The following is a 26,363-nucleotide window of genomic DNA, read 5'->3' on the forward strand; positions in this document are numbered from 1 at the left end:
CGGGCCGGGACGGGGAACTGCCTGGACGAAAGGCATCGACGGCATTTCGCTGCTGGGGCCGTCGGGACGGTGTGGCGGAAGGGCCACAGCACACCAGTCCCACGGGTTTCAGTGCAACAGTCTTCAAAACGGCATCGCGCCGGACGATTCCGGATCCGAATGTGGGGGAATCGCGCGCATCGCATCACGGCTGCGTCTCGGCACCGCGGGGCGCGCTCCCACGCCTGGTGGGAGCGTCGGACGACACCCTGGCGCGCTCGCGTCAAGTGGAACGGCTGCGAAATGCGCGGAAAGTTCATACAGCATTTGCATGGTTGAACGCCCCCGCAGGAGGCCTTGTGTGACAGTGTGTCAGCACCGCGATGTGACGCTCCGACACATGCCGAGCAGCGCACAGCGACAACTGGCATGCGAGAGGGCGGGGTTGCCACCGGCTGTACCGGTGGTAACCCCGCCCTCTGGTTGCAGTCCGTGCTCGGCTACCCGCCGCCGCCGGGGTGCTGGTGCGCCCCGGTGTGGTCCGCCCCGTTGACCACCTTTCCGCCCAGCAGGCCGTGGAGTTGGTCCGCGGTGGCGTCCGAGAGCACCACCACCCAGTCCTCCCCCACGAGGTAGGAACCGCCGTAGGCCTCGGCCTCGGTGATCCAGGACTGCTGGGCCCGGGGCTCCGGGAAGGTCGCGATCCAGACCTCCTCACCGGCCGAGGTGCACAGGCCCTGCCGGAGGTCGGCCGTGTCGGCGGTGATCTCCGCCGTGCAGCCGATCCGCCGGGCCAGGTCCTCCACCGAGGTGCCGGCGGGGCGCTGGGCGGCCTGTGAGGTGCCGGCCAGTCCTCCCGGCCCCCAGAGGAGTTCGAAGACTCCGAGGAGGAGCAGGAGGACCAGCGCGGACCACTTCAGCGCGGTGCGGACGGTACGTTCGCCCCCCGGCGGTCCGAGGGCCGCGCTCAGGACCTTCACTTGCCGGTCGCCGCCTTGCCCTGCGGGTTGATGGCGGTCCACGCGCCGTTGGCCAGGCCGTTGCCCAGCGCGTCGCCGGCACTCTTGTCACCGGTGTAGAGGTAGGCGGGCGTGCAGTTGATGCTCAGCTGCCAGGTGCCGTCGGAGCGCTGCATCTTGCCGATCAGCTTCGGGTCCACGCCCTTGATCTTCTTCGGGTCGACCGGCGGCGCGGGCGTCCAGGTCTTCAGGCACTCCCCCTCGCAGTTGGAGCGCATCGGCCAGGCGGTGTCCTTGGCGAAGTGGTAGAGGGTCATGCCGTTGGCGTCCACCATGATCGGGCCGAGCTGCGGGTGGTTGAAGAGGGAGAGCTGCATGCCGGACGGGGCCTGCTGGGTCATCGACGGCATGGCGGTCGGCTGGGCGGTGGCGGTGGGCGCGGTGGCGCCGCCGGCCTTGGCCTTGCTGCCGTCCGGGGCCAGGGCGTGCCAGGTGCCGCCCACGCCCTCGCCCTTGGTGTCACCGGGCGCGGCGTCCTGCGCGTAGCGGTAGGCGGGCCAGCCGCCGACGGTCAGCTGCCGCGAGCCGTCGGCCCGGGTGATCTCGCCGAGCTTGCCGGCGTCGACGCCGGTGCCCGCCGTGGTGGCGTCGTCCTTCAGCACGGGCGGCCAGGTGGTGGCGCAGGTCCCCGAGCAGTTGGACGCCGGCGGCTTGGCGGTGTCCTTGTCGAAGCGGTAGAGGGTGAAGCCCTCGCCGTCCGTCATCACCGGGCCGAGCTTCTCGTCGACGCGGACGGCCAGTTGCCCGCCCGGCTTGCCCGCGGAGCCGGCCGGCGCGGAGGACCCGTAGTCCCCGTAGGCTCCGCCTCCGCCGGCCGGGGCCGGGGTACCGCCCGAGCCGGCCAACTGGCCGGCGTCGGCCTTGCCGTTGGCCGGGCTGGCGCTGCTGTTGGCGCTCCCGAAGGCCGCCATGAGCACGAGGCCGGCCAGCAGGAGGCAGACCGCCACGAGGCCGTATCGTTTCGTGGTCATCGTCAAGATCTTCCTTGCCTTTCCATCGGTGGTGCTGTCGAGGGATCGCGGGTCAAGGTCGTTCGGTCAGGGGGTCGTTGGGATCAGGGGATCGTCGGGGTGAGTGGATCGTCGGGATCAGGGGTTCTCGTCGGGACAGGGATGTGGTCGGGACAGGGATGTGGTCGATTCGGGGGGTCGGACCGGGGGTGCGGCCGGTCAGGGGCGCGCGGTCACTGGATCTTCAGCGCCAGCGCCGGGCACCGGTCGACCGCTCGGGCCGCCTGCTGCAGCAGCTCCGGCGGGACGGGCATGACCCCGGCGGCGGGGAAGCCGTCCGCCTCCAGGCTGATCACCTCGGGCAGGACGCTGGTGCACAGGCCGTGCGCCTCGCAGAGGGTCCAGTCGACGACGATCGTGCCGGCGCTCTCCATGACCGGCATGGGGAGCACGTCCTGGACGGGCCGGCCGCAGCCGTACTGGAAGGTGTGCATCTGCAGGTCCTCGTCGAAGACCTCCAGCGCCGAGGCCACGAACCGGGAGGCCGCGTCCGGGTGGCTGCACGCCCCCCGGCCGGTGACCGCCTTCATACGGGACTCGACGGCCTCCAGGGCGGGTCGTCCGCCGCCCTTCACCACCGCCTCCAGTTCCTTCACCAGGGCCGGCAGACCGAGGTAGCAGGGCCCGCACTGGCCCGCCGTCTCGTCGGCCAGCCAGCGGGCGACCCGGAGGACCTCGCCGAGCGGGCAGGTGGTGTTCGGCAGCGGCAGGAGCGCACCGGCGCCCAGTGCCCCGCCGAGGCTCTGCAGGGACTGCCGCGACACCGTCGCCCGGCCGGCGGCTTCAGGGCTGAGCCACTTGCCGTGGTAGCCGCCGGTCAGCACGCCCTGGCCGATCTCCAGGTCGAACAGTGCGAGCAGTTGCGGGAGCGGGACGCCGAGCGGGGTCTCCACCACCTGGCGGCCGGCCAGGGTCAGCAGGACCGTCCCGGGCTCCGACGGGGTCCCTGACTCGCGGTAGGGCAGGGCCCCCAGCCGGGCGGCGACCGCGAGCTGCGCGTAGGTCTCGGCGTTGGAGAGCAGCGTGGGCAGGCCGCGCACGCCGCTGTCGCTCGTCCGGACCTTGCCGCCGCGCGGCAGGGCGATCCCGCTGGTGATGCCGCGGGCCAGCGAGCTGCCCTCGCCCGAGACGAACCGCTCCGGCAGCCGGGCGACGTTGACCGGCACCCGGGTCGACCGGCGCTCGGCCAGCGCCCGGCGCAGCGACTGCTCGGTGTCGGCGCGGGTGACCCCGAGCACCACCTGCTCGGCGTCCAGGGCCTCGGCTGCCAGCAGGGCCCCGTCCACGACGAGGTGGGGGGTGCGCAGCAGCAGGGCCGCGTCCTTGAGACAACTCGGTTCTCCTTCCGTTCCGTTGACCACCACGACCGGGCTGGTGCGGCGCCGGGCGGCCGCCTTGACGACGGCCCGGAGCTTCCTCGCGAACGGGAAGCCGGCGCCGCCGCGACCCCGCAGGTCGACGTTCTCGGCGAGGTCGGCGAGGTCCTCGGCCTTCATCGGGGACAGCCGGCCGTGGACGACCAGGTGCTCGCGGTAGTCCAGCTGCTCGGCGTGCTCGAGGCCGGCGAAGAGGACGGGCCGGCCGAGCCAGGCGATCGGCGCGCCGCTCATCCGTCCTGCCTCCGTCGTCCGGTGCCGGCGCCGACCGGCGGCCGCGCGGCCGTGTCGGGGCGGACGGCGGTGGCCGGGCGGCGCGGGGCGCCGCGGTCCTGGAAGGCCATCCGCAGCCCGAGGGCCACGATCACGCCGACCACGGCCACGCAGTACATGACGGTGATGTAGGTGGCGGGCAGCCGGCCCGCGTTGAGTCCGTGGACCAGGCCGGCGCCCCAGGCCGGGTAGGCGAGGACGTGGACGATCCGCCAGCGCCGCGAGTCGCCGGTGCGGGCCAGCAGGCCGCGGGCGGCGCCGGCGAGTGCGACCGCGAGGAGCACGTAGCCGGAGAGCACGCCGAGGCCGTAGAGCACCGGCTTCTGCGGGTCGGCGAAGGGGACGAAGGCGCCGAGCGGGCCGATCTGGTCCTGGATCAGGTTCATCCACACGTGCAGGACGAGGAAGACCACGCCGCTGATGCCCATCACCCGGTGGATCGCCTGGGCGGCGAGCCGGTGGACGGGGTACAGCAGCAGCCGGTCGGTCGCGGCCAGCCCCCAGAGCACGGCGGAGGTGAACGACACCAGGGCGAGCACCCCGGCGGCGATGCCGAGGAAGGCCTGCAGTGCGCCGTTGACGGCGACGGCCGTGAGGCCGAGGCCCGCCGCCAGCACGGGGAGGAACGACCAGACCGAACGGGGCTGCCGGCCCTCGGGCCGGTCCGCCGCGGCCGCGGCGGGTGCCTGCTCGCTGCGCGCGGCCCGGTCCGACCGGTTCGCCTGGCGTGTTCGGGCCGCGCGGCCCGCACGCGCCGGCCCTGCCGCCGAATGCCAGGATCGGCGTCCTTGACCTGTCAACATCGCTGAGCCCTCCGGCTGTGTCCTTGCTCTGCTCGAATGGCGCCCGGTCCCGCCGGGCCGGCCGCGCGAGGGGTCGCGGCCCGGGCCGTCCGGGGCGGCCCGTGCGGCCGGCCCGGCGGCCCGAAGGTCAGCCGCAGCGGCGGCCCTCGTTGATGCAACTCACCATCTGGTCCAGCAGGTTGCGGTTCATCACGTTGATGAAGTCACCGTGGTCGGTGATCGGGTTGTGGAGCTGCTCGGGGAAGCTGTCCACGGCGAACTTGGCGCCGGACGGCACGTCGTAGGCGACGCGCTGGACGAGCTGGGGGATGGCGCGGAAGTTCCGCGGGCAGCTGCCGTTCTTGGAGAAGGCGGTGTGGGTGCGGTGGTTGGCGCTGTCGATGTTCTTGCCGTCCCAGCAGTCGGGGAACTTCAGCGTCCGCACGACCCGGCTGCCGCTCGGGCAGATCGGGTACTTGTCGGCGAGCTGGCGGTCCTCGAAGCCGGTGCAGCTCCAGGAGGCGTGGGCGTTGGCCGGGCCGTTGGTGAGGGCCTTGGCGTCGCCGGTGATGATCCGCAGGAAGCGGGTCATCGGCTGGACGCGGTTGCCGGTGGCGGAGCTGTAGGTGATGCCGACCTCGGCGGGCTGCAGGATGCGTCCGACGTTCTTGTCCTTGCCGCCGCCCGGTGCCTTGGCGTCCTTGTCGTTGGTGCCGTCGAGGACCCGCAGCACGGGCCAGTAGTAGGCCGACTGGTCGCCGTTGGAGCAGGTGGTGCCGGCGTTGGCGAGCTTCCCGTTGGAGGAGAAGCCGTCGGTGATGCGGTTGCCGACGTAGTCGTGCATGTGGTGGGCGCCGTTGCTGACGCCGGGCGCGACGATGACGTTGTCGGGGTTGAGGTGGCGGTTCTCGTTGCGGCCGCAGCGCGAGGTGAAGGTGCCGGTGGCGGGGCCGTTGCGGGCGGGCCGGGCGGTGTTCGGGGCGACGTTGCGGATGTCGACGAAGCCGCGGCCGGGGCCGGACTTCGAGCTGCCGGAGTTCTTGCTCTGGGCGGCGACGCTCTGCGCGTCGTTGGCGTAGTCCTTGGTGGACGCGTCGACCACCAGGTCCTTGCGGATCGCGCAGTTCGCCAGGCCGGAGGTGTCCTGCGGCAGGCCGGAGTCCTTGCCGGCGCTCGCGGCGAGCTTGCGGAGGGTGTCGGACCGCTTGGCGGCCAGGTCGCCCATGACCCGCTTCTCACCGCCTCCGCCGCCGGGCTCGGAGAGGCTGCGGTAGGCGTCCGCGACCTGAACGTCGAGGTCGGCGAGGTCACGGTCGACGTCGGCGCGGGCGGCGTCCGGCACCGCGGTCAGGCCGAGTCCGACGTCGGCGCAGGCGACGGTGCCCAGCTGGGCGTTGGCCTGTTGCGACCTGGACGGGCGCTGCCCGGCGAACGCGGCCGCGGCGACGACCGAGGCGCCGCCGACCGCCAGTACGCCGGCGAGCAGCAGGGCCAGCATTCTCCGCCCGGCCTTATCACGTTTGTGAGTCCTCATGTTCGCACTCTCGATAGTCGTGGACAGGGTATTTTCTGCACGGGTCCGGCGTTCGCGGATCACCGCTCCGTCAGCGCTGACCGGCCGGTTTCGGGCTCGGCGAGGCGGATCCCGCGGGCAGCGCGGAAAGTCCGCCGTAATTGACCAGTCGGGTGTCCTCGAGAACCGTCATGTGGTCGAGCACCGTGGAATTCGCCACGGTCGCGAGGTCCCGGACGGTGGAGTTCTGGGTACTGGCCCGAACCTGCGCGACGACGGCGAAGACCTGGCCGTGGGCGCTGCGCACGATGTTGGCGAAGAGCCGGTCGAACTCGGCGCCCTGGGCCGCGTCCAGCTGCTGCAGCCAGCCCTTCTGCTGGTCGTTCGGTTCGCTGGGGACGTCCAGGCCGAGGGTCGCGGCCGCCTCCAGGTCGGCCCGGTCGAGCGCGGTGTGCCCGTCGACCAGGTGCTGGCCGGCGGTCTTGACCTCCGGCGAGCCGCCCTTGGCCAGGGCCATCCTGCCTGCGGGGATCTCCCAGAGTCCGGCCAGCCGGACGCGTTTGACGAAGTCCCGGTCGAGCGCCGTCAGCGGACCGGTCGCGGTCTGCGTCGTCGTTCCCAACGACGGCCCGCCCGCCTGCGGTGTCCGGTACGAGCCCGCCGACTTCACGACGGGGACGACCAGGGCCGTCACCGTGGACATCATGGCCACGATGATCGCCAGGGTGGCGAACGACCGCGGAAGGCGGCTCACCCTGGGCAGGCCGTAGGCGCCTTTCCCGGGTCCGCGTTTCTTCCTGGAAGATGACATCGGTTTCCTATCACGCCGGAATGGGTGATCGCACCGGCTGCCGCCGGAATTCTCTTCGGACGGGCCCGGCGGCCGCGGTGAAAACCCTACGGATCGCGGGGGCGTCCGTCGGGAATTTCATCAACAATGGACAGTTTCTTCGAGCGTCCGCGGATTCCGGTCTCAGGTCACGGAATTGCGGGACGGTCGGTGGCGGGCAGCACTCAGCGGCTGCTGCGGCGGACGTCCTGGCGGGGGCCGAACGTCCGGTGCGGGGGCAGTTCCTCCGCTCTGCGGCGCAGCCTGGCGCACTCGGAGGCCGTGCCGTGGATCTTCAGTGCCAGCAGGATCTCGAAGCGGGCCTGCGAGGTGCGCAGGCTGCTGCCGAAGATCCGCTCCAGCTTGCGCAGGCGGTACCGGACGGTCTGCGGGTGGATCCGCAGCAGCACCGCCGCCTCGGTGGCGCCGCCGCCCTCCAGCCAGGCGAGCAGGGTCTGCTCCATCCGTTCGCGCTGGCGCGGCGTCAGGTCGTTGAGCCGGCCGAGCCACTTGGCCGACAGACGGCCGGCCAGCAGCGGGTCCTGGAGGAGGAGCACCTCGGCCAGGTGGTCCTCGACGAAGAGGAGTTCGCCGTGGCCGTCCGGCCACTGCGGCGTCAGGGCGAGCAGGGTGCGGGCCCAGCGCAGCGAGGCCCCGGCGTCGGACCGGTTGACCACCGGGCCGACCACGGCCGCCCGGCCCTGCAGCCAGCGGGAGAGGACCCGGCGGACGCCCGGCGTGGGGTCGGGGATCAGCAGGTAGGGCTCGGGGCCGTGCAGGTAGGCGACGACCTTGGCGGTGGACAGTCCCGGCGGGGGCGGTCCCGGTACGGCGGACAGGGCGACCGCCTGGGCGACTCCGGGGCCGGCCTGCAGCCGGGGCTTGCCGGCGGGCTCGGACGGGCCGCGCCGGACGATTTCGCCGCGGCCGCCGCCGGGCAGGGTCAGCGAATCCATTGCGACCCCTTCCACGGCCCGCCGGAGCTGCACCGCGGGGGACGGTCGCCGGGCTTCGCGGTTCCGGCGCGACGGCCGGACGGGGCGGGCGTCCGGCGCACGGGGGCGCCGGACGGGGCTGACGCCCGCCGCACGGTTGTGCAGGACGGGGAATGCACTGCCGGTCGACCGCTGGGGCAAGCGTGCACCGGACCACCTCCCGGGGAGAACTGCCGGCCACGGGCGGGCCGGTCACCTGGAAAGAGGGCGGGATCGAGGTTTCGTCCCGCGCCTTTGCCAATCCTTTACCATTCGCCGGCTGCGGACCCCCGGGGCGGCCGGGTGGCCCCCGGACGGCCCGACCCCTCGTCAACCCGGGTGCGGGGCACGGAGAACGGGCGCACACGACCTGTTGATCTTGCAGGTGAACCGCCTGTGACACGGGCCCGGTGCACGGTACATTGCCGTACCGGCCGGGCCCGCGGGGCGCCGCGCCGGCCCCTGTGTCCCAACCCTCCGGACGCGAGCGAGGCCATGATGCGACTGAACCTCAATCAACTGGCGGTTTTCGCGAAGGTCATCGAGTGCGGGGGATTCTCGGCCGCCGCACAAGTCCTGTTCCTGAGCCAGTCCTCCGTGTCGAAACAGGTGCAGAACCTGGAGATAGCCCTGCGGACGCAGCTGGTCGACCGCTCGGGCCCGAAGATCCGCCCCACCCTGGCCGGCGAGGTCCTGCTGGCGCAGAGCAAGGAGGTGCTCGCCGTCGCCGACCACGCCGTCGAGGCCGTCCAGGCGGCGGCGCTGCTGCGGACGGAGCCCCTGGTCATCGGCAGTACCAGCACCGTCAGCGGCCAGTTCCTGCCGTCCGTCCTGCGGGAGTTGCGGCGCCGCGAGCCGGCCGCCCAGTTCAGCCTCGCCATCGGCACCGCCGACCAGCTCGCCGAGGCACTGGAGGAGGGCCGGACGGGCATCGGGCTGAGCGGCGGCCCGCTGCCGTCCGGCCGGTACCGCTCCGAGCGGCTCGCCGAGGACGACATGCTGCTGGTCTGCCCGGCCGACCACCCGCTCGCGGGCCGGACCGTCACCCCCGCCGATCTGTCGGACGAGACCTTCCTGCTGCGCGAGTGCGGCTCGCAGACCCGCCGCCAGCTCACCGACCTGCTGCACACCTGGGAGCTCACCGGCGCCCGCACCCTCGACCTGTGGGGCACCGAGGGCGTCAAGGAGGCCGCACGGATCGGCCTCGGCGTCGGGCTGGTGCCGCGCTGCGCCGTCCGGCTGGAACTCCGGCACCGCGTGCTCGCCGAACTCCGGATCCGCCCGGCGCCCGAACGCCGCGCCGTGCTGGTCAGCTGGACGCTGGCCCGCCCGCTCACCGCCTACGAGCAGCTGCTGCTCCCGCTCCTGCGGGACGTCGCGGGCACGGCGGCCAGGGCGGCGTGACGGACGGGGCGGGCGGACCGGGAACCCGGCGCCCCCGCGCCCCGACTGCTGAGGGGTGGAGACAACGGAGCCGGACATCCGGCCGCATCGTGTTCTGACGGGCTTCGCGCTGCTGCTCGTCCTCGTGTTCGCCGGGGCGTTCGCCCTGGGCAGGGCCGTCGGGCCGGTCGCACCGGGACTGCGGCCGGCCACCGGCGGCACGCCCGTCCCCGGCCACCCCGGGGACGGCATGCCGGGCCACGGGCAGGGGGCCGCCCGGTGAGCGCCGCGGCCGGGGAGGTGGTCACCGACCTGACCGTGAGCGGTATGACCTGCGCCGCCTGCGTCGGCCGGGTCGAGCGGCGGCTGACCCGGATCGACGGCGTGACGGCGACGGTGAACCTGGTCACCGGCCGCGCGCGGATCGTCCACCCGGCCGGCGTCGCGCCGGCGGACCTGGTGGCCGCGGTCGGGCGCGCCGGCTACTCCGCCGCGCCCGTCCCCGCCGGCCCGGTCGCGGCCGTACCGGCGGAGCCGGACGACGGGCGCCTCCGGCCGGCCGTCACCGCCGCCCTCGCGCTCCCGGTGCTGGCGGTGTCGATGCTGCCCGGGCTGCAGTTCCCGGCCTGGCAGTGGGTCTGCTTCCTGCTCGCCGTCCCGGTGGTGACCTGGGGCGCGTACGGGTTCCACCGGCGGGCGCTGCACCACCTGCGGCAGGCGACGGCGACCATGGACACCCTGGTGAGCCTGGGTGTGCTGGCCTCCTTCGGCTGGTCGGGCTACGCGCTGTTCCTGGGCGGCGCCGGGGCGGTCGGCATGCGGATGCCGTTCTCGCTCACCGCGGACACGGGCGGCGCCGCCCACGTGTACCTGGAGGCGGCGGTCGGCGTGCCGCTGTTCGTGCTGTGCGGCCGCTCCCTGGAGGGACGGGCCCGCCGCCGCGGCGGGTCGGCGCTGCGGGCGCTCGCCGAGCTCGGCGCCAAGGAGGTGTGCGTCCGCCGGGCGGGCGTCGAACGGCTCGTCTCGGTGCAGGAGTTGATGCCGGGGACGGAGTTCGTCGTACGGCCCGGCGAGAAGGTGGCCACGGACGGCGTCGTCGTCGAGGGCGGCTCGGCGCTGGACGCGGGCCTGCTCACCGGCGAGAGCGTGCCGGTCGAGGTCGGCCCGGGCGACCGGGTCACCGGTGCCACCGTCAACGTCGGCGGGGTGCTGGTGGTCCGTGCGACGGCGGTCGGTGCGGACACCCGGCTCGCCCGCGTCACCGCACTGGTGACCGAGGCCCAGACCGGCCGGGCGCGGGCGCAGCGGGTCGCCGACGCGGTCGCCGGCGGGTTCGTGCCCTGTGTGCTGGCGGTGGCCGCCGCCGTGCTGGGCTTCTGGCTCGGTGCCGGTGGCGATCCGCAGGCGGCGGTGACGGCGGCGGTGGCGGTGCTGGTGGTGGCCTGCCCGTGCGCGCTCGGGCTGGCGACGCCGACGGCGCTGCTGGCGGCGACCGGCCGGGGCGCCGAGCTGGGCGTGCTGGTGCGCGGGCCGGAGGTGCTGGAGGGTCTGCGCCGGATCGACACGGTGGTGCTCGACAAGACGGGCACCCTGACCACCGGGCGGATGGACCTGCTGGCGGTCACCACGGCGCCCGGGGTCGACGAGGCGGAGGTGCTGCGGCTGGCCGGGGCGGTGGAGCACGGCTCGGAGCATCCGGTGGGCCGGGCGGTGGCCGCGGCGGCCCGGCTGCGCGGCCGGGCGGAACTGCCCGCCGTGGAGGGGTTCGCGGCGACGGCGGGCCTCGGTGTCGGGGGGACGGTCGAGGGCCGGCGGGTGCGGGTCGTCCGGCCCGACCGGGTGTCCGGCCTCGGGGGCCGCCTGCGCGAGGCGCTGGACCGGGCCGGGTCGGACGGACGGACGGCCGTGGTGGTGGAGCTCGACGGCCGGGCGGCGGCCGTCCTGGCGGTGGGCGACCGGGTGCGGCCGGGCAGTTGGCGGACGGTGCGCCGGCTGCGCGACCTGGGGCTGGAGCCGGTGCTGCTCACCGGTGACGGGCCGGGCCCGGCCCGGGCCGTGGCGTCGGAGCTGGGCATCACCGCGGTGCACGCCGCGGCCTCGCCGGAGCGCAAGGCCGAGGTCGTCGCCGACCTGCGGGCGGCCGGGCGGTGCGTGGCGATGGTCGGCGACGGGGTGAACGACGCGGTGGCGCTGGCCTCGGCCGATCTGGGCGTCGCGCTGGCGGGCGGCACGGACGCGGCGATCGGCGCGGCGGGGCTGACGCTGGTGCGCGGCGACGTCGAGTCGCTGGTCGTCGCGGTGCGGCTGGCCCGGCGCACCGTGGCGACGATCCGCGCCAACCTGGTCTGGGCCTTCGGCTACAACGCCGTCCTGCTGCCACTCGCCGCCCTGGGCCTGCTGAATCCCGTGCTGGCGGCGGTCGCGATGTCGGCGAGTTCGCTGCTGGTGGTCGCCAACAGTCTGCGGCTGCGCGGCTGGCGGCCCTCGCGGGGTGTCTCGCGGAGTGTCTCGCGGGGTGTCCGGTGAGGCGGGCTGCGGCGCTGCCGCCGGTGGCCGCGGCGACGGCCGTGCTGGTGCTGCTGTTCGGCTGGACGTTCCTCGGCCGGGCGGGGCGCCCGGCGCCGGTCGTCGCCGGGGAGGGCCGGATCCTGGTGCCGGCGTCGGGTGCGGCGACGGCCGCGTTCTTCGTGCTGCGCAATCCCGGTGATCTGCCGGACGAGCTGACGGGGGCGAGCTGGGGGCCGGCGGGCCGGGTGGTGCTGAAGCGGCACGTGCACCGGGGGGCGACCGGCAGTTGGGAGCCGGTGGCGGGGCTGGCCGTGCCGGCCCGGTCCGAGGTGCGGATGTCCGTGGAGGGGGTGGACCTGCTGGTGGTCCGCCCGCCGGCGCTGCGGGCCGGGGAGCGGGTGGAGTTCACCCTGCACTTCCGCCGCGGCCCGGACGTGCGGGTCCGGGCCGTGGCGGTGTCGCCGGGCGGCACCGGGGGCTGACCGGCAGCGCGGCGGGCGGGGCGTCCCCGGCCCGGGCCCGCGCCGGGGACGGGCCCGGGCCGGGGACGGGCCCGGGCCGGGGACGGGCCCGGGCCGGGGACGGCGCCGTGGTCAGGGCACCCGGAGGGTGAGGGCCGCGGTGTGCAGGCGGCCGGCGGTCCGGAACTGCAGGAAGACCCGCCAGTTCCCCGGCTCGGCGAGCATCGCGTAGAAGGTCAGCACCGGTCCGCCGCCGCCCGCGGTGACGGGAGTGATCGGGTGCAGGTGGGCCAGCGCCAGGTCGCCCTCGTGGAACGCGCTGAGGTGCGCGTAGCTGCCGAGGTAGGGCTGCAGGTCGCCGACCGGCCTGCCGTCCGGCCCGGTGACGGTCACGGTGAGCGGGAAGGCCTCCGCGGCGGTCGGCTCGGCCCGGACGGTGAGGGTGTGGCCGTCGACCTCGGCCGTGGCGGAGGCGGCGGGCAGTTGCGCCGCGCCTCCGGTGCCCGGCACGGTCAGGGTGCTGCCGAGCACGTACTCGGTGCCCTTGTGCGGACCGCTGTTCGGCGTGAACGAGGTGTACAGGCGCCAGGTGCCCGGGTCCAGCGCGGGCAGGTCGGCCGTCCAGGTGCCGTCGGCCGCCATGGTGGGGTGCAGGTGCTGGTAGCCGGTGAGGTCGGAGCGGATCGCGTAGAGGTGCATCCGCTGCGTCTGGTTCTCGGCGAAGTCGGTGACCGGCCGGCCGTCGGGCCCGGTGACGGTGAACGGGAGGCTGGTCGGGGTGGCGGCTGACAGGGTGCCGGTGCGGGGTGCCAGGCGGTAGCCGTCGCGTTCGGAGGCGAGTCCGTCGGTGCCGGCCATGGTGTGGGTGCCGTGCCGGCCGGCCGCTGCCGGGGACGCCTGCGCACCGCGGCCCGGGCCGGCGGCCGGGGGGTGCTCCGGCGCCGCGGACGAGCCCTGCGCGGCCACTCCGAGCAGGGCGGTGGCACCGACCGCGAGCGCGAGGGAGCAGGCGAGCAGCGGGCGGTGGCCCTTCCAGGCGGTGGTCACGGCGAGCCCTTCGGTCGTGCGGGTGCGGGCGGCGGCGCCGCGGGGTTCGGCGGCCGGTGGACCGCGTCGTTCAGGAGATCGCCGGCGGCTGCGCGGATAACCGAAAAGCACGGGGGTTTCGGCTGATCGTCGGCGGGGATGATGGCGGGGCTGCCGGGCACGGATCGGCCCGGGCGACGGATCCACGGAAGGCTTGTCGATGGCACAGGGCACGGTGAAGTGGTTCAACGGTGAGAAGGGCTTCGGCTTCATCGCGCCCGACGAGGGGGGCGCCGACGTGTTCGTCCACTTCAGCGCGATCGTCGGAAGCGGTTACCGGAACCTCGAGGAGAACCAGCGGGTCGAGTTCGAGGTCTCCCAGGGTCAGCGCGGCCCGCAGGCGGGCAACGTCCGGGCGCTCTGACCCGGTTGCCGGTCCGGCGGCGCCGGACCGGCCGGCACCCCCTCCCCGGGAGGCGGGGTCGAGGCCGCCACCTGTGCGGGTGGCGGCCTCCGTGCGTCCCGGCCCGGCGGTTCCGGGAGCGGCCGGAGGACCGGCCCCGGCGGTTGCCCGTGCGGGTGCTCCGCGGATCGCCCACGATCGAAGGGGGACCCGTTCGCGGCGGTCGGAGGTGCCCGATGGAACAGCGGACCGAGGAACACGGGAGCCGGCCGGCCGGCGGCGGCTACTTCGCCGGGTTCGCGCCGTGGATCGTCTTCGACGTGGTGGCGAGCCCGAGCACCTGGGAGTACGCCTCCCTCGCCGCCCTGGTGACGGCCGTCCTGTTAGGCCGGCCGTCCGCCGGCCGAGGGGGCTGGAAGATCCTGGACGTGGCCGGCATCGCCTTCTTCGCGGTCATGAGCCTGCTGGCGCTCTTCCTCGGCCGGGACGACCTGGAGTGGCTGGAGACGTACGCCCAGCCGATCTCGTCCGGGGTGCTGGCGGTGGTGGCGTTCGGCTCGCTGCTGTTCGACCCGTTCACCGCGCAGTACGCGCGCGAGTCGACGCCGCGGCAGTACTGGGACAGCCCGGTGTTCCGGCGGGTCAACCGGTTGCTGACGGCGGTGTGGGGGCTGGTGTTCGCCGTGATCGCGGTGCTGGGCGTGGTCGCCGTGCACGTCGAGGGCGGGGACGACTGGCTGAACTGGGTGATCCCGGTCGCGCTGATCGCGGCGGCGTTCACGTTCAGTTCCCGTTACCCGGACTCGGTCCGTCGCCGGACGGCCGTGGACGGGGCCCGGGCGGGCGGCGGGGCGACGGCCGGGGCGGGCGTCCGGGACGACCGGGGCGGAGGCCCGGGCCGTCCCGGCTGACCCCGCGGTCCGTCGGGTCGCCGCCCGCCCTGCGGGCCGGCCGCCGTCAGAGCCGCTCGGGGACGGGGTTGCCGACGGCCTCGACGGCCCGCCGGAGCGGGACCTTCAGCAGCACGGCGAAGCCGATCACGAAGAAGACCAGCAGGGAGATGATCGCCGACCGGTAGCTGCCGGTGAGCTGGTACGCGAGGCCGAAGACCAGCGGGCCCATCCAGCTGGTGCCGCGGTCGCTGATCTTGTAGAAGCTGAAGTACTCGGCCTCCTTGCCGGCCGGTATCAGGTGGGAGAAGAGCGAGCGGGAGAGCGCCTGGCTGCCGCCGAGGACCAGGCCGATCATGCAGGCCAGGGCGAAGAACCAGATCGGCTTGTGGGCGGGCATGACGTAGCCGAGGGCGAGGGTGAACACCCAGGCGACCAGCGAGCCGAGGACCGTCCGCTTGGCGCCGTACCGGCCCGCGATCCGGCCGAGCAGCAGTGCGCCGCCGATCGCCACGATCTGGACCAGCAGGACGGCGGCGACCAGCGAGGTCTGGTCCATGCCGAGTTCCTCGCTGCCGTACAGCGAGGCCTGCGAGACGACGGTCTGGATGCCGTCGTTGTAGCAGAGGAAGGCGGCGAGGTAGAGCAGGGTGAGCGGGTACCGGCGCATGCCGCGCAGGGTGCGGGCGAGTTCGCGCAGGCTGCCGCCGGTCTGCCGGTCGGCCGCGGCGGGGTCGGGGGCCGCGCCGGCCCGGGAGGGCAGCCGCAGCATCGGGACGATCGTGAACAGCGCCCACCACAGGCCGGCCGAGGCCAGGCAGATCCGCACGGCGGTGCCGGAGGCCAGGCCGAGCGCGTCGTGTCCCTCGAACAGCGCGAGGTTGGCGATCAGCAGCAGTCCGCCGCCCGCGTAGCCGTAGGCCCAGCCCTTGGAGGAGACGGCGTCCCGCTGGTCGGGGGTGGCCAGGCGCGGGAGGTAGGCGTAGGAGAGCGCGACCGACACCGCGTACGCGATGTTGGCGACCACCAGGAGGGCGCCGCCGAGCAGGTAGCGGTCACCACCGAGGAAGAACATCCCCATGGTGGCGGTCGCCCCGACGTAGGCGAAGCCGCACATGAGCTCCTTGTGCCGCCCGGTGCGGTCCGCGACCGTACCGGTCAGCAGCATCACCGCGACCGACACCAGCACGGAGACGGAGACCGTGTACGGGAAGAACGAGCCCGCGCGGATCGACAGACCGAGCGGGTGCACGTCGCCGGCCGCGTCCGCGGCGTTCTTGGCGACGGAGGTCAGGTACGGCCCGAGGAACACCGTCAGGACGGTGGCCGAGAAGGCGGCGTTGGCCCAGTCGTTGACGTACCAGCCGAACTGCATCCGGCGCAGGGACCGGCTTTCGGTGGGGGTCTCGACGTGGTCCGGCAATTGGGCTGCGGTGCTCATGGGGCTCCTGTCTCCGTTCCGGTGCCGGCGCTGCCGTCGTTCCAGCAGCCGCGCTCGCCGAGGACGTCCCGCAGGACGTCGATGCGATCGGCCATGATGCCATCCGCGCCGAGGTCGAGGAGAGCCCCGATCCGCACGGGATCGTCCACCGTCCAGACGTGCACCTGCAGACCGAGGCGGTGGGCCTCGCGGACGAACGCCCGGTCGACGACGCGCACGCCCCGGTGCCGCTCCGGCACCTGCGCGCACACCCCGGCGAACGGCGCCCCGCTCCCCCGCAGCAGCGGCCCGGCGAGCGAGCGCAGCCGCAGCCGGGCCACCTCGCGCGGGCCCAGCGAGGTCGCCAGCCGGGGGCCGGCGGCGGCACGGACGGCGGCGAGGCGGCTGTCGGAGAAGCCGCCGACGCAGACCCGGTCCCAGGCGTCGGTCCGGCGGACCGCCTCGACCAGCGGCGCGACGGCCCGCTCCGCCTTGACGTCGATGTTGAAGCGGGCCCCGGGGAAGGCGTCGAGCAGGTCCTCCAGCAGCGGCACGGGCTCGGTGCCGCCGATCCGGGCCCTGCTGACGGTGGACCAGGGCAGGTCGGCCACCGCCCCGGTGCGGTCGGTGACCCTGTCGAGGCGGGAGTCGTGGAAGGCCACCAGGACGCCGTCAGCGGTGGCGTGCACGTCCGTCTCCAGGTAGCGGTACCCGAGGGCGACGGCGGCCTCGAAGGCGGCGAGCGAGTTCTCCGGGTGGCCGAGGTCGCCGCCGCGGTGCGCGAAGGCGATCGGCCCCGGCTGGTCGAGGAAGGGGTGCATGCGGTGCTCCGAGGTGCGGGGAGTGGGCCGTGCGGGCCGGGCGGTGCTGCCCGCTCCGACGGCGCCCCGGACCGCGCGCGTTACAGTATGACGTAACCTGTCAAGCAGTAACGTGCGGTGCGCCGCGGCCGGGCCCGGAGCGGCCCGGCCGCCCCTCCCCCGGGCCCGGCTCAGCCCCGGGCGACGGCCCGGCGGGTGCGCCGGGCGAGCCGGTGCAGGCGCTGGACGGCCACGAAGCGGTCCATCCGATCGGCCAGCGTCAGGCGGTACTTGAGCCACAGCTGCGCGCTCAGCCCGGCCGGGCGCTTGGGGGCGATCGCCCGCAGCAGCCGGCTGACGTGCTGCTGGTAGGCCTGGCGGTAGGCCCGGTCGCCGTCCGGGACGGACCAGAAGAACATCGGGATCTCCTCGACCAGGCAGTTCCGGTCGTAGGCCCGCAGGTGCTCGGCGAACACCGGCTCGGGGCGGCCGAGCAGCCACTCCCGGACGAGCTCCATCGAGCGGACCCGGTCCACCAGGCCGCGCGGATCGGTCTTCCGCTGGGTGATCGACAGGTCGCCGTCCTCGCGGACCCGCCAGTGGTAGACCGGATCGGCCAGCACGTCGACCCGCTCGGCGAGGAAGTGGTGGGGCACGCTGACCGGCGCGTCCTCGTAGAGGATGCCCTCGGGGTAGAGGATGCCGGCGACGTCGAAGAACGAGCGCCGGTACACCTTGTTCCAGGCGGTGCGGTCGGTGACCAGGGCCGGCAGTTCGCTGACGTGGGTGCGCAGCCGGGTCTCGCGGAACGGGCGGCGGTGGGCGTGCGACGGCGTGAGGCCGTCGCGCCGCAGCCGCAGCGCGTTGCCGGCGGCGAAGTCGGACCCGGTCTCGTCCAGCGTACGGATCATCAGCTGGTAGGCGTGCGGCGGCAGGGTGTCGTCGCTGTCGACGAACGACAGGTACTCGGTGTCGGGGGCGAGGTGGCGCCAGCCGGTGTTGCGGGCGGCGCCGAGGCCCTTGTTCTCCTGCCGGACCAGCCGGAACCGGGGGTCCGCGGCGGCGTACGCCTCCGCGATGGCGGGTCCGCCGTCGGTCGAGCCGTCGTCGACCATGACGCATTCGAAGTCCTCGAAGGTCTGCGCCGCGATCGAGTCGAGGCACTCCTGGAGGTAGCGCTCGACGTTGTAGACGGGGACGACGACGGAGAGGCGCGGGGCCATCCAGCGGCCTTTCGCTCGGGGGCGGCGGCGCCGTGGGGCGCCGATCGCCGATCACCGGGGGTGGCGGATCGCCACCTGTAGCGGCCCGAGCGTAGGGAATGCACACGACGGTCGGATGAACGGGGGGTAGGCCCCGGGTGTGCGGCAGGGTGCAGCGGCCCGGCCCCTGCCCGGTCTCAGCCGCCGGTGCCGGTGCCGGGCCGGAGGTCGCCGAGGAGTTCGGCCCGGTCCGTGATCACGTCGGTGAGGATGTGGCGGGCGACGGCGAGGAGTTCGGCGACCTCGGGGCTGGTGATCCGGTAGACCACCGTGGCGCCGTCGCGCTGCGAGGTGACCACGCCGGCCCGGCGCAGGACGGCGAGCTGCTGGGAGAGGTTGGAGGCCTCGACGCCGACGTCGGCGAGCAGTTCGGCGACGGCGTGCTCGCGCCGGCTGAGCAGTTCGAGGACGCGGATCCGCACCGGGTGTCCGAGCGTCTTGAAGAACTCGGCCTTGACCTGGTAGAGCGGCACGGCGGTGACGGAGGGCTGCCGCGGTCTGCCGACTGGCATGGATCACCGTCCGTGTCGAGGTTGATCGGCTGCAGCTCCGAGGGTATCAACGCAGGTCGCGCGAGTGGACCCGAGGAGTTGCGATTATTCGCAACTGATAAACTCAATCATATCGGTGGCACCTCCACGGCGCCGCCGGCCCCGGGCCCGCCTGCGCTATGGGGGTGCGGCGGGCCCGTTCCCACCTTTCTCCGAGGTGCGCGATGGACGACGAGGACCGGGGGCCGTTCCTGGGCCCGCTGGACCAGGAGCCCGTGCAGGCGCTGACCCTGCTGGCCGGGCTCGCGCCGGGGTGCGTGCTCCGGCCGCCCGGCGACACGCCGCCGACCGTCGTCCGGCACCTCGTCGAGGGCACCCTCCTGTACCTCCGGGTCCGCTTCCCGGGCGGGATCCCCGTCTGCCCCGACCGGCTCACCTACCAGGCGCAGCGGATCGACCCGGAGGGGCACGCCGGCTGGCTGGTGCTGGTCACCGGCTCGGTGCGGCTGGTGCCGGAGCCGGACGAGCGGGACCGGCCGCGGATCCCGGTCGGCCCGTGGTCCGGCGAGGTGGACCAACTGCTGCTGCTGGTGCCGGAGCGGCTGTCGGTGTTCCGGCTGGCCGGCGCGCCGGGCTGACCGGGATCCGCGGGGCGGCGGGCGGCGGGCGCGCTCACCGGCCGCCTCCGGGGGCGGGGGCGAGGTGGGCGCCGAGGCGGGTGCGGGCGTACGCGATGGCCTCGGGCGTCCCGGCGAAGACGCGGTGTTCCGCGTGGAGGGCGTCGAGCGCGCCGAGTGCGTCCAGCGTCCTGCGGTGGTCCTCGCGGACGCCGGAGACCAGGACGAGGATGCCGCGCCGCTCCAGCTTGTCGACGGCGTCGCCGAGGACGAGGGCACCGGTCGCGTCGATCGCGGTGATCCGGGACAGCCGCAGCACGACCGCCTTCACGTCGCCGGTCTCGGCGAGTTCGAGGAGGAAGCGGTGGGCGGCGGCGAAGAACAGCGGCCCGTCGATCCGGTAGGCGACGATGTGCTCGGCCAGCAGGGCCTGTTCCTCGGTGTGGTGGTCGGCGGGCGGCAGGCCGTCGTGCAGCGGCACCCGGGTGAGGGCGGCGGAGCGGGCGACCTGCCGCAGCGCCAGCGCGCCGGCCACCAGCAGGCCGACCACGACGGCGGTCACGAGGTCGAAGGCGAGCGTGGTGGCCGCCGTCAGGGCGAGCACGGCGGCCTCGCCGCGGCCGGCCCGGGCGAGGGCGCGCAGCGAGGCGACCTCGACCATCCGCACCGCGGTCGCGATCAGCACGCCGGCCAGGGCCGCGAGCGGGATGCCCTCGACGAGCGGGGCGGCGGCGAAGACCACCAGTGCGAGGACGGCCGCGTGGACGAGTGCGGCGAGCCGGGAGGCGGCCCCGGAGCGGACGTTGACCGCCGTCCGGGCGATCGCGCCGGTGGCGGCGACGCCGCCGAACAGCGGTGCGGCCAGGTTGGCCAGCCCCTGGCCGAACAGCTCGCGGTCGCTGTCGTGCCGCTCGGAGACGCTCATCGCGTCCGCGGCGGTGGCGGACATCAGCGACTCCAGTGCGGCGAGGGCGGCCACCGCGAGCGCCGCCGTCGCCAACTCCGGTACGTCGCCGAGGTGGAAGAAGCCCCATGACGGAGCCGGCAGTCCGGAGGGCAGGTGCCCGATCGTCGCCACGTCCAGCCCGGCGCCGGAGGCCACGAGGGTCGCACCGATCACGGCGAGCAGCGAGAACGGGATGCCGGGCCGCAGCCGGGCGCCGAGCAGCATCACCACCGCCACACCCGCGGCGAGCGCGAGTGCGGCGAGATGCGGGTCGCGGACGAAGTCGACGAGCGCGTCCCGTGCCGCGACGGCGGTGTTCTCCGCGCCGGAGGGTTTCACACCGAGTGCGGCCGGCACCTGCTGGAGGCCGATCACCGCGGCGATGCCGAGGGTGAAGCCCTCCACCACCGGCGCCGGGACGAACGCCATGAAGCGCCCGGCGCCGCCGATCGCCGTCGCCACCAGCAGCAGTCCGGCGAGCAGCCCCACCGTCAGCACGCCGTCGGTGCCGTAGCGGTGGACGATCGGCACGAGGACCACGGTCATCGCCCCGGTCGGCCCGCTGACCTGCAGGTGGGAGCCGCCGAACAGGGCGGCGACCGCGCCGGCCACCACGGCCGTCGCCAGGCCCGCCTGCGCCCCGGCGCCGGAGGCCACGCCGAAGCCCAGCGCGAGGGGCAGTGCGACGATCGCCACCGTCAGCCCGGCCGCCAGGTCCTTGCGCGGCGAGCGCCGCATCGTCGCCCACACCGCGCGGTCGGGCAGCACGGCCCGCAGCCGCGCGCCGAGCCGGTGCGCGGCCGCCGCGGACGCCCCGCTCATCTCTCCGTCGCCGTCCGCCGCGGCTTGCCGAGTTCGGCGAGCAGGTCCGACTGGTCGGTGATCATCGCGCCGAGGATCCGGCGCGCGGTGTGCAGCAGGTGTGCGACGTCCGGGGTGGCGAGTGCGTAGACCACGGTGTTGCCGTCCCGGGTGGCCGCGACCAGCCGGGTGCGGCGCAGCACGGCGAGCTGCTGGGAGAGGTTGGACGGCTCGATCTCCAGGGCCGCGAGCAGGTCGCGCACCGGCCGGGGGCCGTCCTGCAGGAGTTCGAGGACGCGGATGCGTGCCGGGTGGCCGAGGGTGCGGAAGAACTCGGCCTTGAGCTGGTAGAGCGGTACGGTCATCGCCCCTGTCGCTCCTTCCCGCCGCCGGCCGGAGCGGGCCGGGGCTGTGCGCGGTGCGGCCGTCCGACCGCACACCCGCAGCATGTATCAATGTGAAGAATTCTTCAACTTCTGATCTCTTCATGTTGTGCGGCGGGGGCCGGCCGGACGATTGCGGTCGGTTGCGGTCATCCACAGGCCTGCAACCTGCGCGTTTTCGTAGCCTCCCGGGCAAGACCCGTGCGCAGCCGCGCCCGGGAGGACAGGGACACCGACGAGGAGGCCCGGTATGGGCGGCGTGGAGCAGGCACTGACGGAGGCGATGGGGATCGACGGCGCACTGGGCGCGGCGATCGTGGACGGGGACAGCGGCATGGCGCTCGGCACCCGCACCGGCGGGGCGCTCGGCATCGATCCGGCGCTCGCCGCGGCCTGCCACACGGACCTGGTGCGGGCCGCCCGCCGGGCCCTGGACGACACGGGCCTCGGCCGGGAACGGGTCGAGGACATCCTCACCTCGCTGTCCGGCCAGTACCACCTCATCCGTCCGCTCACCCGCACCGGCGGCGGCCTGTTCCTCTCCCTGGTGCTGGACCGCGCCCGGGCCAACCTCGCGATGGCCCGTCACCGCCTGCGGCTCATCGACGACCGTGTGGTCCTGTAGGCCCGTCGGCGTGCACCGGGCGCGGGGCACGGCGGGAGGCCCGGACCGTGGGACGGTCCGGGCCTCCCGGCCGGCGGGGTGCGCCGGTCAGCGGACGGGCAGCCGGTCGGGCTCCGCGGCGGTGTCCGTGGACGGCGCGGTGGTGCGCGGGTGGCTGCCCGGGCGGAGCGGCCACCAGAGGGCGCGGCCGAACAGGGCGGCCAGCGCGGGCACCAGGACCAGGGACAGCACCAGCGCGGAGAGCAGGATGCCGAGCGTCATCGCGAAGGCGACCTGTCCGCTGCCCGGGGTGGTGGCCAGGGTGGCGAAGGAGCCGGCCAGCACGAGGCCGGCGGTGGCGACGGCGGGCGCGCTGTGGCGCACCGCGCGGGCCACGGCCCCGCGGACCGGGCCCGGGTGCCGCATCTCCTCGCGGATCCGGTCGGTGACGAGGATGTTGTAGTCGGTGCCGAGGGCCACCACGAACAAAAACAGCACCAGGGGCAGGGTGAAGGCGACGCCCGGCCCGTCCAGGAGGTGCTGGAACAGCAGGGTGGCGGCGCCGAGGGTGGCGGCGAAGCCCAGGCCCACCGACAGCATCAGGACCACCGGCGCGAGCAGGCTGCGCAGGAGCAGCAGCAGGATCAGGGCGATCAGGGCGGCCGCGACCGGGAAGACGATCGCGAGGTCGTGGTCGACCGCGGTGGAGATGTCGGCGAAGACCGCCGCCGTGCCGCCCACGTGGGCGCTCGTCCCGGCCGGCGTGTGGGCGGCGACCGCGGCCCGGACGGGACCGGCGGCCAGGTCGCGGGCCCGCCGGCTCTGCGGGTCGGCGGTCAGGTAGAGGTCGATCCGGGCGGCGCGGCGGTCCTCGTTGAGGACGGTCGGGCCGACCCGGCCCACGCCCCCGACCGCGCCGAGGGCCCGGGCGAGACCGTCGAGCCGCCCGGTGCCGAGCGCGGCGCCGTCCTCGGCGGTGACGTAGACCGTCGTCGGGTCCGAGACGCCCGCGGGCAGGGCGCGGGAGATCTCGGCGGCCGTGGCCGCGGCCGCCGTACCGGAGGCACCGCCCCCGCCGTAGTCCATCCGGATGCCGGTCGTGCCGGCGGCCAGCGCGGCGAGTACGGCCACCGCGGCGAGCAGCAGCGGCAGCGGCCGCCGGGCGACGAGGGCGCCGAAGCGGGCGGCGAAGCCCTCGCGCTGTTCCCGGCGCAGGCTGCGGGAGGGCCAGAACATCCGGCGGCCGCAGGCGGCGAGCAGGGCCGGCATGAGGGTGAGACTGCCCAGCAGCATGACCAGCACGGCGACGGCGATCGCCGGGCCGAGCGAGCGGAACTGGCCGAAGCTCGCCACGCCGAGGGTGGCGAACGCCGCCACGATGGTCAGCGCGGCCGAGGTGATCGCGGTGCCCACCCGGCCGGAGACCTCGGCGGCCGCCTCGCGCGCCGGCTGGGCGGGGCGGGCCCGCAGGTGCTCGCGGAACCGGAAGAGCAGGAACAGCAGGTAGTCGATCCCGATGCCGAGCAGCACGACGGAGACCAGTCCCGGGGTGCCGGGGTCGAGCCGCAGGCCGGTGAGCGCGGCGGCGCCCGCCACCGCGCCGCCGGCGGCACCGCCGATCACGGTGACGGCGAGCAGCGGCAGCACGGCCGCCAGGACGCTGCGGAACACCAGCACGTTCAGCAGGACGATCAGGCCGGTGACGAGCGCTCCGGCGACGACGGTGGCCGTCCGGTGGGCGTCGGTGGTATCGGCGGCGTCGGCCGCTCCCCCGGTGAACCCGGTGCGCAGCCCGGTCTCGGCGAACCGGGCCCGGGCGGTGTCCCGGAAGGTCCGGTACACGGCCTGGACGCCCTCGTCCGCGGCGCTGCCGGCGAGCGCGACGGCGAGCAGTTCGAAGCTCCCGTCGGGCGCGACCACCGCCGGGGCGATCCGCGGGGTCTGCGAGCGGTCGGGGACCAGGAAGGCCGGCTGGTCCTCCTTCCGCGGCATGACCACCCGGTGCCGGGCGAGCTCCGCCGCCCCGGCCTCGATCCGCTGCCGGTCGGCGGCCGAGAGCGGGGTGCCGTCGGCCCGGGCGACCAGCACCGTCACCGTGGTGGTGTCCGACCGCACCCCGAACCGCTCCTCGGCGATCCGCAGGGCGGCGGCCGAGTCGTAGCCGCGGGGCAGGAAGTCCCCGGACTGCGCCTGGGTGACACCGGCGAACAGCACCGGGCCCAGCACGCCCAGTCCGATGCCCAGCACCGCCCAGACGGCGATGACCTTCCACGCGTGTCTGGTGGAGAATCCGGTCAAGGCGCGGATCACGTCGTCCTCCGGGTCGTGGACGCGAACGTCCGGGTGGCGACCGGGGGTTCCCGGCCGGTCTCCAGACCACCACCCGCAGGGGCCCCGGGGCGTCCGGGCAGCGGACGATCCGCACGGGGGCCCCCGCTCCCCCTCGGGCTCCGGACCAGGACCGTGGTCCTGGTCGGCCGGCCCGCCGTCGGCCGCGGGGACCACGCGGGGCGGTGCGCGGCGGTGCCAGAATCGGGCATCGGGGCTGATCAACCGGGTCGGCCCGAGCCGCGGCCGGGCACGGCACGGCCACCGGGCACGGGAGGAACGGACATGGGAGGGCGTCAGCGCCCCGAGGCGGCGGCGGACCTGGGCGGGCGTCAGCGCCCCGGCGCCGGGGCGGGCGGGGGGACCGGCCCGGCCCTCCCGGCCGGCGGAGCGGGCCCCGCACCGGAGGCCGACGCCTCGCCGTGGACGCACACGGACGCGCTGGTGGCCGTCGGCGCCTGCACGCTGGACCTGCTCGCCTACCTGCTCTTCAGCACCGCCGAGCGGAGCGAGGGCCCCGGCCTGACGGGCTTCGTCGTGATCGTGCTGTCGGCGCTGCCGCTGCTCGCCCGGCGCCGGCACCCGGTGGCGGTGCTCGCCGCCGTCGTGCTGCTCGGGGCGGCGGCCGACCTGTCCGCGCCGCCGACCAGCCACTTCGGCGCCGTCCCGGTGGTGGCCCTGTTCACCGTCGCCCGGACCTGCAGCGGCCTCCGGACGGCGGCCTCCGCCGCGGCGACCGCGGTGGTGACCGCGCTGGCGCAGAGCCATCTCCGGCCGCCCGACTGGCAGGCGGCCGTCGCCACCCCGCTCACCGTCCTGCTCGTGGTCGGCGCGGGCCTCGCCGTCTCCCGCTGGCAGCGCGAGGTGGCGGCCAACCGCAGACTGCTGGCCGACCGGGCGGTGGCCGACGAACGCCGCCGCATCGCACGGGAGTTGCACGACATCGTGGCCCACCACATCACCACCATGCAGCTGATGGCCGGCGGCGCCCGCGCCAACGCCGGGAATCCGGAGGTGGTCAGGGACGCCCTGGTCACCCTGGAGTCCTCCGGCCGGATGGCGCTGCGCGAGATGCGCCAGCTCCTGGACGTCCTGCGGGCCGGTGACGAGCCGGACACCGCACCGCCCTCGCCGCAGCCCGGCACGGACGACCTCGACCGGCTGGTCGCCGAGGCCTGCCGGGCCGGACTGCCGACCGGGCTCGACGTGCAGGGCGCGCCGCGGCCGCTGCCGCCGACCGTCGGCCTGACGGTGTTCCGGATCGCCCAGGAGGGCCTCACCAACGCCCGCAAGTACGCGGGGTCGGCCCGCGCGCTCGTCCGGCTGACGTACGGCACCGACCGGGTCACCGTCGAGGTGCGCGACGACGGGGGCGGCGCACCCGCCCGGGACGCGGCCGCGCCGACCGGGCGCCGGGCCGGGTACGGCCTGATCGGCATGCGCGAGCGGGTCGCCCTGCACGGCGGCACCCTGGACGCGGGTCCGCAGGCCGGCGGCGGCTTCGCCGTGGTGGCCGACCTGCCGCTGACCCCGGACGAGGTCGCGGAGGCGGCCGTGCAGTGCGGGGAGGCGAACCGGTGACCGCCGCGCCCGGGATCCGGATCCTCGTCGTGGACGACCAGCCGCTCGTCCGGCGCGGCCTGTCGCTGATCCTCTCCCCCGACCCGTCCTTCGAGGTGGTGGGCGAGGCCGCGGACGGGGCGCAGGCCGTCGACCTCGCCCACCGGCTGCGCCCGGACGTCGTGGTGATGGACATCCGGATGCCCGTCCTGGACGGGGTCGGTGCGGCGCAGCTGTTGGCCCGCACCCTGCCCGACTGCCGGGTGCTCGCCCTCAGCACCTTCGACATGGACGAGTACGTGGTGGCCGCGCTGCGGGCCGGCGCCTGCGGCTTCCTGCCGAAGGACGTCTCCCCCGAGGAGCTCTGCGCGGCGATCCGCACCGTCCACGCGGGTGATGCGGTGGTCGCGCCGCGCCTGCTCACCCGGTTGATCTCGGCCTACGTCCGGGCGCCCGCCGGCCCGTCGCCGGCCGCCGTGGACACCGGCGGGCTGACGCCCCGGGAGGTCGAGGTGTGGCGGCTGATGGCCACCGGCCTCGACAACGCCGGGATCGCGCTCGCCCTGGGGATCGGCACCTCCACGGTGAAGAACCACATCACCGCGCTCTTCGGCAAGCTCGACGTCCGCGACCGGGCCCAGGCGGTCGTCGCGGCGTACGAGTCGGGCCTGGTGACCGCCCGGGCGGCACCCGGCGGCCGGGCCGGCGGCGCGGTCACCGGGTAG

General features: G+C 74.9%; 25 protein-coding genes. 10 read left to right on the forward strand and 15 right to left on the reverse strand.

Annotated features, from left to right (window positions below; all coding sequences use genetic code 11):
• Positions 1–479: 479 nt before the first annotated feature.
• The 7 genes from IE98_RS44210 to IE98_RS44215 all read right to left on the reverse strand — a co-directional run bounded on the left by IE98_RS44210 (position 480) and on the right by IE98_RS44215 (position 7,737).
• Positions 480–959 carry a hypothetical protein gene (locus IE98_RS44210; protein ID WP_052390085.1) on the reverse strand — a complete coding sequence of 160 codons (480 nt, stop codon included), beginning with the start codon at positions 957–959 and terminating at the stop codon, positions 480–482.
• Complete coding sequence (locus IE98_RS0103960) at positions 956–1,969, reverse strand: SCO0930 family lipoprotein (RefSeq protein WP_043173373.1); 1,014 nt, start codon at positions 1,967–1,969, stop codon at positions 956–958. Before IE98_RS0103960 ends, IE98_RS44210 begins: the two co-directional genes overlap by 4 nt.
• Positions 1,970–2,181: 212 nt before the next feature.
• Positions 2,182–3,618: an NADH-quinone oxidoreductase subunit NuoF family protein gene (locus tag IE98_RS0103965; protein ID WP_030264097.1), complete on the reverse strand. Its 1,437-nt coding sequence runs from the start codon at positions 3,616–3,618 to the stop codon at positions 2,182–2,184.
• Positions 3,615–4,274 (reverse strand): ferric reductase-like transmembrane domain-containing protein, encoded by a 660-nt coding sequence (locus IE98_RS41990; protein ID WP_052390086.1) that lies wholly within the window; start codon positions 4,272–4,274, stop codon positions 3,615–3,617. The genes IE98_RS0103965 and IE98_RS41990 overlap by 4 nt, the downstream gene beginning before the upstream one ends.
• 313 nt (positions 4,275–4,587) lie before the next feature.
• A complete protein-coding gene (locus IE98_RS0103975) occupies positions 4,588–5,973 on the reverse strand; it encodes a DUF1996 domain-containing protein (RefSeq protein WP_030264100.1) in 1,386 nt (461 codons plus the stop codon).
• Positions 5,974–6,043: 70 nt separating this feature from the next.
• Positions 6,044–6,706: a DUF4142 domain-containing protein gene (locus IE98_RS0103980; protein WP_052390087.1), complete on the reverse strand. Its 663-nt coding sequence runs from the start codon at positions 6,704–6,706 to the stop codon at positions 6,044–6,046.
• A 260-nt stretch (positions 6,707–6,966) separates the two neighbouring features.
• The gene (locus tag IE98_RS44215; RefSeq protein ID WP_052390088.1) at positions 6,967–7,737 is read right to left on the reverse strand and encodes a PucR family transcriptional regulator; all 771 of its coding nucleotides are present in this window, start codon (positions 7,735–7,737) and stop codon (positions 6,967–6,969) included.
• A gap of 513 nt (positions 7,738–8,250) precedes the next feature.
• Here IE98_RS44215 and IE98_RS0103990 point away from each other — a divergent pair.
• The 4 genes from IE98_RS0103990 to IE98_RS0104005 are packed head-to-tail and all read left to right on the forward strand — an operon-like array spanning position 8,251 to position 12,128.
• A complete protein-coding gene (locus IE98_RS0103990; protein WP_030264108.1) occupies positions 8,251–9,159 on the forward strand; it encodes a LysR family transcriptional regulator in 909 nt (302 codons plus the stop codon).
• Between the two features lie 55 nt (positions 9,160–9,214).
• Positions 9,215–9,421: a hypothetical protein gene (locus IE98_RS0103995; RefSeq protein ID WP_052390089.1), complete on the forward strand. Its 207-nt coding sequence runs from the start codon at positions 9,215–9,217 to the stop codon at positions 9,419–9,421.
• Positions 9,418–11,664, forward strand: coding sequence for a heavy metal translocating P-type ATPase (locus tag IE98_RS0104000; RefSeq protein ID WP_030264113.1), 2,247 nt, complete (start codon positions 9,418–9,420; stop codon positions 11,662–11,664). The genes IE98_RS0103995 and IE98_RS0104000 overlap by 4 nt, the downstream gene beginning before the upstream one ends.
• Complete coding sequence (locus tag IE98_RS0104005; RefSeq protein WP_030264115.1) at positions 11,661–12,128, forward strand: copper chaperone PCu(A)C; 468 nt, start codon at positions 11,661–11,663, stop codon at positions 12,126–12,128. Before IE98_RS0104000 ends, IE98_RS0104005 begins: the two co-directional genes overlap by 4 nt.
• 111 nt (positions 12,129–12,239) lie before the next feature.
• On the opposite strand, the gene IE98_RS0104010 is transcribed toward IE98_RS0104005, so the two are convergent.
• Complete coding sequence (locus tag IE98_RS0104010) at positions 12,240–13,154, reverse strand: hypothetical protein (RefSeq protein ID WP_030264116.1); 915 nt, start codon at positions 13,152–13,154, stop codon at positions 12,240–12,242.
• A 199-nt stretch (positions 13,155–13,353) separates the two neighbouring features.
• Between IE98_RS0104010 and IE98_RS0104015 the strand changes: the two genes are divergently transcribed.
• Complete coding sequence (locus tag IE98_RS0104015) at positions 13,354–13,557, forward strand: cold-shock protein (protein WP_030264118.1); 204 nt, start codon at positions 13,354–13,356, stop codon at positions 13,555–13,557.
• Between the two features lie 215 nt (positions 13,558–13,772).
• Complete coding sequence (locus tag IE98_RS0104020; protein WP_063748858.1) at positions 13,773–14,447, forward strand: hypothetical protein; 675 nt, start codon at positions 13,773–13,775, stop codon at positions 14,445–14,447.
• A 46-nt stretch (positions 14,448–14,493) separates the two neighbouring features.
• Here IE98_RS0104020 and IE98_RS0104025 read toward each other — a convergent pair whose 3' ends face one another.
• The 4 genes from IE98_RS0104025 to IE98_RS0104040 all read right to left on the reverse strand — a co-directional run bounded on the left by IE98_RS0104025 (position 14,494) and on the right by IE98_RS0104040 (position 18,420).
• On the reverse strand, positions 14,494–15,867 hold the full coding sequence (locus IE98_RS0104025) for an MFS transporter (protein WP_052390090.1): 1,374 nt from the start codon (positions 15,865–15,867) through the stop codon (positions 14,494–14,496).
• Positions 15,864–16,667 (reverse strand): glycerophosphodiester phosphodiesterase, encoded by an 804-nt coding sequence (locus tag IE98_RS0104030; RefSeq protein WP_052390091.1) that lies wholly within the window; start codon positions 16,665–16,667, stop codon positions 15,864–15,866. The genes IE98_RS0104025 and IE98_RS0104030 overlap by 4 nt, the downstream gene beginning before the upstream one ends.
• Positions 16,668–16,837: 170 nt before the next feature.
• Positions 16,838–17,869 (reverse strand): glycosyltransferase family 2 protein, encoded by a 1,032-nt coding sequence (locus IE98_RS0104035; RefSeq protein WP_030264134.1) that lies wholly within the window; start codon positions 17,867–17,869, stop codon positions 16,838–16,840.
• A gap of 176 nt (positions 17,870–18,045) precedes the next feature.
• On the reverse strand, positions 18,046–18,420 hold the full coding sequence (locus IE98_RS0104040; protein ID WP_052390092.1) for an ArsR/SmtB family transcription factor: 375 nt from the start codon (positions 18,418–18,420) through the stop codon (positions 18,046–18,048).
• 203 nt (positions 18,421–18,623) lie between these two features.
• On the opposite strand from IE98_RS0104040, the gene IE98_RS44220 reads away from it, so the two are divergent.
• Positions 18,624–19,037 (forward strand): hypothetical protein, encoded by a 414-nt coding sequence (locus IE98_RS44220; RefSeq protein WP_052390093.1) that lies wholly within the window; start codon positions 18,624–18,626, stop codon positions 19,035–19,037.
• Between the two features lie 34 nt (positions 19,038–19,071).
• Here IE98_RS44220 and IE98_RS0104050 read toward each other — a convergent pair whose 3' ends face one another.
• The gene (locus IE98_RS0104050) at positions 19,072–20,784 is read right to left on the reverse strand and encodes a SulP family inorganic anion transporter (protein WP_030264143.1); all 1,713 of its coding nucleotides are present in this window, start codon (positions 20,782–20,784) and stop codon (positions 19,072–19,074) included.
• The gene (locus IE98_RS0104055) at positions 20,781–21,128 is read right to left on the reverse strand and encodes an ArsR/SmtB family transcription factor (protein WP_030264146.1); all 348 of its coding nucleotides are present in this window, start codon (positions 21,126–21,128) and stop codon (positions 20,781–20,783) included. Before IE98_RS0104055 ends, IE98_RS0104050 begins: the two co-directional genes overlap by 4 nt.
• Positions 21,129–21,396: 268 nt before the next feature.
• Between IE98_RS0104055 and IE98_RS0104060 the strand changes: the two genes are divergently transcribed.
• On the forward strand, positions 21,397–21,771 hold the full coding sequence (locus tag IE98_RS0104060) for a hypothetical protein (protein ID WP_030264149.1): 375 nt from the start codon (positions 21,397–21,399) through the stop codon (positions 21,769–21,771).
• An 87-nt stretch (positions 21,772–21,858) separates the two neighbouring features.
• Here IE98_RS0104060 and IE98_RS0104065 read toward each other — a convergent pair whose 3' ends face one another.
• Complete coding sequence (locus IE98_RS0104065) at positions 21,859–24,060, reverse strand: MMPL family transporter (protein ID WP_063748859.1); 2,202 nt, start codon at positions 24,058–24,060, stop codon at positions 21,859–21,861.
• A gap of 303 nt (positions 24,061–24,363) precedes the next feature.
• Here IE98_RS0104065 and IE98_RS0104070 point away from each other — a divergent pair, with 303 nt between their 5' ends.
• Both IE98_RS0104070 and IE98_RS0104075 read left to right on the forward strand, forming a co-directional pair.
• Positions 24,364–25,659 carry a sensor histidine kinase gene (locus IE98_RS0104070; RefSeq protein ID WP_078660756.1) on the forward strand — a complete coding sequence of 432 codons (1,296 nt, stop codon included), beginning with the start codon at positions 24,364–24,366 and terminating at the stop codon, positions 25,657–25,659.
• Positions 25,656–26,363 carry a response regulator gene (locus IE98_RS0104075; protein ID WP_043173415.1) on the forward strand — a complete coding sequence of 236 codons (708 nt, stop codon included), beginning with the start codon at positions 25,656–25,658 and terminating at the stop codon, positions 26,361–26,363. Before IE98_RS0104070 ends, IE98_RS0104075 begins: the two co-directional genes overlap by 4 nt.

Origin of the sequence: Streptomyces sp. NRRL B-24484 (assembly GCF_000717715.1) — a bacterium.
GTDB lineage: Bacteria > Actinomycetota > Actinomycetes > Streptomycetales > Streptomycetaceae > Kitasatospora.